Annotated in this window: 5 protein-coding genes; 2 read left to right on the top strand and 3 right to left on the bottom strand. The window is 70.3% G+C overall.

What is annotated here, in order from left to right:
- Nucleotides 1-43 precede the first annotated feature (43 nt).
- Nucleotides 44-547, bottom strand: coding sequence for a phosphoribosyltransferase (locus tag ABD220_RS14795; protein WP_344123816.1), 504 nt, complete (start codon nucleotides 545-547; stop codon nucleotides 44-46).
- A 123-nt stretch (nucleotides 548-670) separates the two neighbouring features.
- Here ABD220_RS14795 and ABD220_RS14790 point away from each other — a divergent pair, with 123 nt between their 5' ends.
- Nucleotides 671-1,246 carry a cysteine hydrolase family protein gene (locus ABD220_RS14790; protein WP_344123814.1) on the top strand — a complete coding sequence of 192 codons (576 nt, stop codon included), beginning with the start codon at nucleotides 671-673 and terminating at the stop codon, nucleotides 1,244-1,246.
- Nucleotides 1,247-1,405: 159 nt separating this feature from the next.
- Nucleotides 1,406-3,406 carry a hypothetical protein gene (locus ABD220_RS14785; RefSeq protein ID WP_344123813.1) on the top strand — a complete coding sequence of 667 codons (2,001 nt, stop codon included), beginning with the start codon at nucleotides 1,406-1,408 and terminating at the stop codon, nucleotides 3,404-3,406.
- A 369-nt stretch (nucleotides 3,407-3,775) separates the two neighbouring features.
- Here ABD220_RS14785 and ABD220_RS14780 read toward each other — a convergent pair whose 3' ends face one another.
- A complete protein-coding gene (locus tag ABD220_RS14780; protein ID WP_344123811.1) occupies nucleotides 3,776-5,461 on the bottom strand; it encodes a peroxidase family protein in 1,686 nt (561 codons plus the stop codon).
- A 161-nt stretch (nucleotides 5,462-5,622) separates the two neighbouring features.
- Nucleotides 5,623-6,165, bottom strand: a complete 543-nt coding sequence (lepB, locus tag ABD220_RS14775) for a signal peptidase I (RefSeq protein ID WP_344123809.1) — start codon at nucleotides 6,163-6,165, stop codon at nucleotides 5,623-5,625.
- Nucleotides 6,166-6,203: the final 38 nt, after the last annotated feature.

The following is a 6,203-nucleotide window of genomic DNA, read 5'->3' as shown; positions in this document are numbered from 1 at the left end:
CCCCCCCCCCCCCCACGGGCGCGTCCGTGGGAGCGGGGGCGCTTCAGGGGCCGGCGGTGACCGGCGGGGCGGCCGACCACGGGAAGACGATCCAGTCGTCGGTGGCCTTCCACAGGTAGTCGGGGCGGATCACGGAGCGGGGCTTGCCGTAGATGACGGCGGAGCGTGCCTCGGCGCCCAGACCGCGCAGCAGCTCGAGCACCAGGGCGAGGGTCCGCCCGGAGTCGGCCACGTCGTCGACGACGAGCAGCCTCCGGCCCGCGATGGACTCGGTGTCCAGCATCGGGGCGAGCAGCACGGGATCGGGCAAGGTCTGGTGGACGTCGGTGTAGAACTCCACGTTGATCGCGTCGGAGAGCTTGACCCCCATCGCGTAGGACAGCGCCCCGGCCGGGAGCAGGCCCCCGCGGGCCACGGCGATGATGATGTCCGGCAGGAAGCCGCTGTCCACGACGCTCTGCGCGAGCTCCTGGGTCGCTTCACCGAAGCGTTCCCACGTGAGGATCTCCTTGCCCTCGAGCTCCAGGGCGTCCGCGTGATAGGCCATGCGTCTCAGGCTACCGGAGCCCGGTCCGGGTGGAGCCGCCCGCCCAATGGTAGTAAGTTCGCTGACCAGATCGTTGTCCGCGGGAGCCCCGCCCGGGGCTCTCCCCCCACCGGAGAGGACGCCATGACCCAGCACCCGGCGCAGGGCCGCACCGCCCTGCTCGTGATCGACATGCAGAACTCGTACTTCGACTTCCCCGAGCTCGAGGAGCAGCGGAAATCCGTGACGGCGAAGGTCAACGAGCTGATCCGGGCGGCCCGCGACGGCGGCTGCCCGGTCCTGCTGATCCGCACCCAGCACGAGCGGGACCGCTCCACGTGGACCGTCAACATGCACGACGACGAGCAGGGCTTCGCGTTCCCCGGCACGGAGCAGTCCGCGTACGTGGCCGGCCTCGACACCGAGGGCGGGACGGGGCTGGTCAAGACCCGTGACAGCGCGTTCTTCGACACCGATCTCGCGGCCCGGCTGCGCAACCTGGACGCCACGCACCTGATGCTGTGCGGGATCTCCACGCACAGCTGCGTGGCGCAGACCGCCATCGACGCCTTCGCCCACAACTTCCGGGCCGCGGTGGCCCGGGACGCCGTGGCCTCCGAGAACCCGGACCTGTCCCGCGCCCTGCTCACCTTCCTCGAGGACGAGATGCGCCAGGACATCCTCGAGCAGCAGGACGCCGTGGCGCGACTGCGGGGCTGAGCACCGCCACGTGCTCCCCGGCCCGGTGTGACGCCGTGCGTCCCCGTCCCGGAGGCGCCCTTCCACGGCGCCGATCCCGGTCTCGTCCGCCACAGGCTTTTTACAAGAGCCGGCTCACATATTGGCGATGTCATCACCATCGCTCTATGAGGAGTCATCATGAGCACGTCAATCGGTCTCAACGAGCTGCTGCGGGATCCGCCGCGACGACCTCGCTTCCGCCGGGGTCTCGCGGCGTCCGTCGTCCTGATGCTGGGTGTCACGGGCATCAGCGCATCGGTCGCCGCCACCAAGGTCACCGAGACGAACAAGTTTCAGCTCGAGGCCGTCGGCCCGGTCAACAGCAAGTACGGGTTCCCGGCCTGGTACGAGGACAAGACCGGGACGCGCGTGGAACTGTGCGACGACGGCAGGAACCCGCTGTGCGGCCTGGCACCCGAGGAAGGCTTCGACCCCGAGCAGCCGCTCGTTCTTCCGCGGGAGGGCGTCGCGGGCAACTTCCCCCACGAGATCTTCTACATGCTGGCCGGCTCCGAGCTCGACCTTCCCGGTGGAGGAAGCGCCGTCCTGACGCTCGGGCTGGAGGCCGCCTTCGGCAACGAGGTGGCGGACGGGGAGCAGATGGTGTTCGCCCGGCAGCGCCTCGTGGTCAAGGACGGGCCGGCCAACAGCACGCTGTCCTTCCCGCACCCGTACGGGACCATCGAGGTGGACACCGACGCCGAGGGCAACGCCAAGCTCGTGGAGGACATCTCCCCCGCGGTCGGGAACTTCAACACGCCGCTGGGGAGCAACCTCGGCCCGTTCCTGAAGTGGGACACCGGGGCCCCGGAGGGCTATCTGGGCAACCCGGACGTGCCGCACAGGATCGTGGGCGGTCTCCGGACCACCTTCTCGGTCTCCGGCACGAACGCCGCGACCGGCGCGCCCGTCTCGGCGTCGACCGACCAGTTCACCGTCCAGGGCAAGATCGCCACCAACACGGGGGTGAAGGCGGAGCACGCCGTCGTCAACGACGGCTACCTCGACGTCTTCGCGACCAGCCGCGGTGATGTCCTCGAAGTGGAGGGGCAGAACATCGCGACCACGCCCATGGAGAAGGCGCCGGGCAACTCCGAGCTCGCCTACGCCCGCGTCAAGGTCGACGGGGCAGCGCCGAGCGAGGTGACCGTCAGGAATCTGACCGACGACCCGCAGAGCACCAGCACCGTGAGCGTCACCGACGTCTCCGTCGCCACGGGCGCCACCTACGACGGCACGAAGCTGACCGTCACGGCGAAGGCGGCTCCCGGATCGGCCCCGAAGATCACGGGCATCACCGGGTTCGACGGCAGCATGGTGGCCGGCGCCGACAACACCCATGAGGGCACGTTCGAGACCGTGGCACCCCCGGTCAACGTCACCGTCTCGACCTCCGCCACGAGCAAGGTGACGGTGCCCGTCGTCGTGACCGGTGGCGATCCCTCGCCCAGCGGCCTCGCGCCCATCCCGGAGAGCCCCGACGGCGGCCCCGTCACCGAGGTCGAGGGCGGGAACGGCGCCGGTGGCACACCGGCGGCCGACACCGAGAAGCCGACCGCGGCCATCGCCGAGCTGACGGCCTCAGTGGCCCGCGGCATCGCCACCGAACTGGACGGCGGCATCGGCTCCACGGACAACGTCGGCGTCGTCAAGTACGAGTGGTCCCAGGTCAGCGGTCCCGAGGTGGCCTTCGACAAGAAGGACGTAGTGAAGCCCAGGGTCACCGTGCCGTTCTTCACCACCACCAGCGCCACGGCGCCTGCGCCGCTGGACGCGGACCCCGTGCTCCAGCTCGTGGTCACGGACGCCGCCGGCAACAGGAGCGACCCTGCGACGATCACGCTGAAGAGCGATGACGTGGTCACCGTCGATGCGGCCTCGCGGCACCGGGTGGGCAAGGAGATCAGGCTCTCCGGCACGGCCGTCGTCCCCGGTGCACCGACGCTGCTCAACCCGTCCTCGTCGGTCAACATCTACAACACCAGCTCGGGCACGCCCGTCAAGATCGCCTCGGTGCCGGTGGACACCCTGGGCAACTGGGAGTACCGGGCCAAGCCCGGTTCCGGCCAGCGGGTCTCCAGCATCCACGTGCAGTCGACGCGCGGCGGCGAAGCACGGGGGGTGGTCGGCACCGGATAACACCGACGAAGCAGCTCCCTCCCCTGCCGGGCCCGTGCTCCGAGAACTCTCGGAGCACGGGCCCGGCACCGTTCCTGCCCTCCGGGACCCATCCCCCGCTCTCTCCCGCGCGGAGCAGTGCACTGCACTGCACTGCACTGCACTGACCGACGACGAGCACACGGCTGAGCCCGGCGCACGGCAGCCCGGGCCACGGCAGCCCGGCGCACCGCACGGTCCCCGGAGAGCGGACAAGTCACGGCACGCGCCCGGTCCGCACGTCACCGGCCGGACGCCCACCACGCACGGGACCGTCCCGCCCGGATGGGCGGGACGGTCCCGTTGTTCCTGACGCGGCCCTTCCGGCGGCCGCTGCGGCCGGCAGGGTCGTCAGCCGACCGCAGCGGCCTCCGTCTCCTCGTCGTGGGGCTCCTCCGTCTCGGCCTCGTCCTCCACCTCGTCCTCGCCGCCCTCGTCCTCGTCGCCGACGGGCATGTTCTCGAGGGCCCCGGCCATCTCCAGGAAGTCCCCGCACTCGAACGGTGTCTTCGCGGGCGCCCATCCGGTCGGGGCGTTGAGGAACGAGGTGCGGTCCAGGGAGAGGATGCCGAGGATGACCTCCGCGATGATCCTCCCGCCGACGGGGCCCAGCATCCGGCCGCCGAGCAGCTCCGCCTCCTTCAGGATGTAGAACCAGAGCGGTGCCCGGCCGTTCCAGCCGGGGTCCGTGAGCCCGAGCCGATCGTTGGGGATGGGGGCCACGCCCATGGCCTTGGCGACGTCCTGGCCGGCCGGCAGGCCGAGCCGCTTGCCCCGCAGCAGGTTCCGGTGGGCCAGGGAAAGGATGGCGCCGTCGACGTGCTGCACCACGGTCGGCGGGAGCTCGTTGAGCGGGAGCGCCAGCTTGGTGTCGATCATCCGGGTCATGTTGCGGTCGTCCGGTTCGCTCATCCCGGGGACGTCGAAGAAGTAGTTCCAGTCCGCCCGCGCGATGGTCGGCAGCGGACGGGAGCCGCGGAGGTCGTTCGAGGGGTTCCCGAAGAAGGGAATGGTGACCTCGTCGTGCATCTCGTACTCGGCGCGGATCATGCTGTGGCCGAACCGGTACGCGGCCACCGAGTACTCGATGGGCATCATCGGACGGGTGGGATTGCCGGGCTTGTAGAACCTGCAGTCCACCCCGGTCGGTCCGCCCTTGCGCGGCTTGAGCATGCCGGCCACCAGGCCCCTGCCTACCATGCGGGGCAAGAAGTCGTGCACGATCAGCCACTGGTAGTGCCACCGGGTCAGCTGCTGCGCCTGCTGGAAGGACTTGCCCTCGTCCACGAGCCTGTTGTGCAGCTGCAGGAAGGTGAGGTGGAACTGGGCGACGATGAGGTTCTCGTCGTTGCGGTGGTCCCCGATGATCGCGGTGCCGTCCGCGTTGCGCGGCAGGTCCGGGAAACCGTCGAGGTTCCGGCCGATGCGCATCCGCCGCGGATCGGCCGGGTCGTAGAGCTGGGGGTCGGCACCCGGCCCTCTGCCGTAGACGGATCCCAGCTCGAAGAAGGGGGTGTCGAAGTTGGTGAGGCCCTTCGGGTCCATCTCCTGCTGCGGCATGGGCGTCTTGTCGAGCGTCATGTCATGGTCGATGAACTGCCCCAGATAGGCGTAGCCGGCGGGGATGTCCGGGTTGTCGAACCCGTCGTTGCTCAGCGAGACGTCGGCCAGCGGCGGGGTGCGGTCGACCATCTGCTGCGCGAGCTCCGCCAGCAGGTCGTCGCTCGGGGCGAAGGCCGGGAGCTTCTTGAACATGACACCGAAGCGTCCCTCCTTGGTCCGCCCCGCAGTGATCGCGATGTCGGAGCCGCGCGGTGCCCCCACGCCGTGGCCCGATCTGGCCGCGCTCAGCACCGGAGCAGCCGCGGGCCGCACAGCGGGCGCCTTGGGCGCGGGCATCTTCGGCGCGGCATGGGCCTGGCCGGCGACCGGCAGGGTGGCCAGGCCGGCCATCACGCCGGTGAGGACGCCTCGGCGCGAGACGCTCCCGGACACTGCGCTCCCCTCCGGCACGCGGTTCCTCTTCGTGGCTCTCATCGGATCTTCCTCTCCCCCGAGGTGTGCATATGTGATCCAGGAAACGATGCCGGGCTTGGAAATACCTTGCTGGGGTTCTGTTCGAGACAGGGGAAAGCGGGCCCGGGACGAGGGGAGCTGGGTCCCGGGCCCGCCGGTCTGTGCTCCGCGGGGCGGCGGATCTACTTCCAGGGCGGCAGCAGGACGGCCGCCTCCAGGTCCTCGGCGGGGACGGTGCCGAAGTGCCGGGAGTCGACGGACACGCCCCGGTTGTCGCCCATCACGAAGACGTGCCCTTGCGGCACCTCAGCAGGGCCGAACCAGGTGCCGTCGATCCGGCTGTGATCGACGAACGGCTCGGCGACCTCCTGGCCGTCCACGAACAGCAGAGCGTCCCTGATCTCCACCGACTGGCCGCCGGTCGCGACGACCCGCTTGACCGTCGTGCTGCCGTCCTCGGGGTGGGGGAAGACGACCACCGTGCCCGCGGAGACCTTGCCGGGGTCGGGGCCCGGCTTCAGGAGGAGCGCGACGCCGCCCTCCCCCATGGTGGGTTCCATGCTGTCCGAGGCGACGACCACGGGCGCGATCAACCAGATCCGGGCGGCGAGGACCAGCGCCAGGCCGAGCAGGACCGCCCAGAACATCCTCGACCCGATGGGCCCACGATGTGACCGGCTCTCGTCCTTCCGGGTCGGCACGGGGGCCGGGCTCAGCTGCACCATGTCAGCTCATCTCCTCTGCTCGGGGCAGCAGGTCCGCT

This window comes from Kocuria aegyptia, assembly GCF_039530085.1.
In the GTDB taxonomy this organism is placed as follows: Bacteria; Actinomycetota; Actinomycetes; order Actinomycetales; family Micrococcaceae; genus Kocuria; species Kocuria aegyptia.
This window is presented reverse-complemented; position numbering and strand designations above follow the sequence as displayed.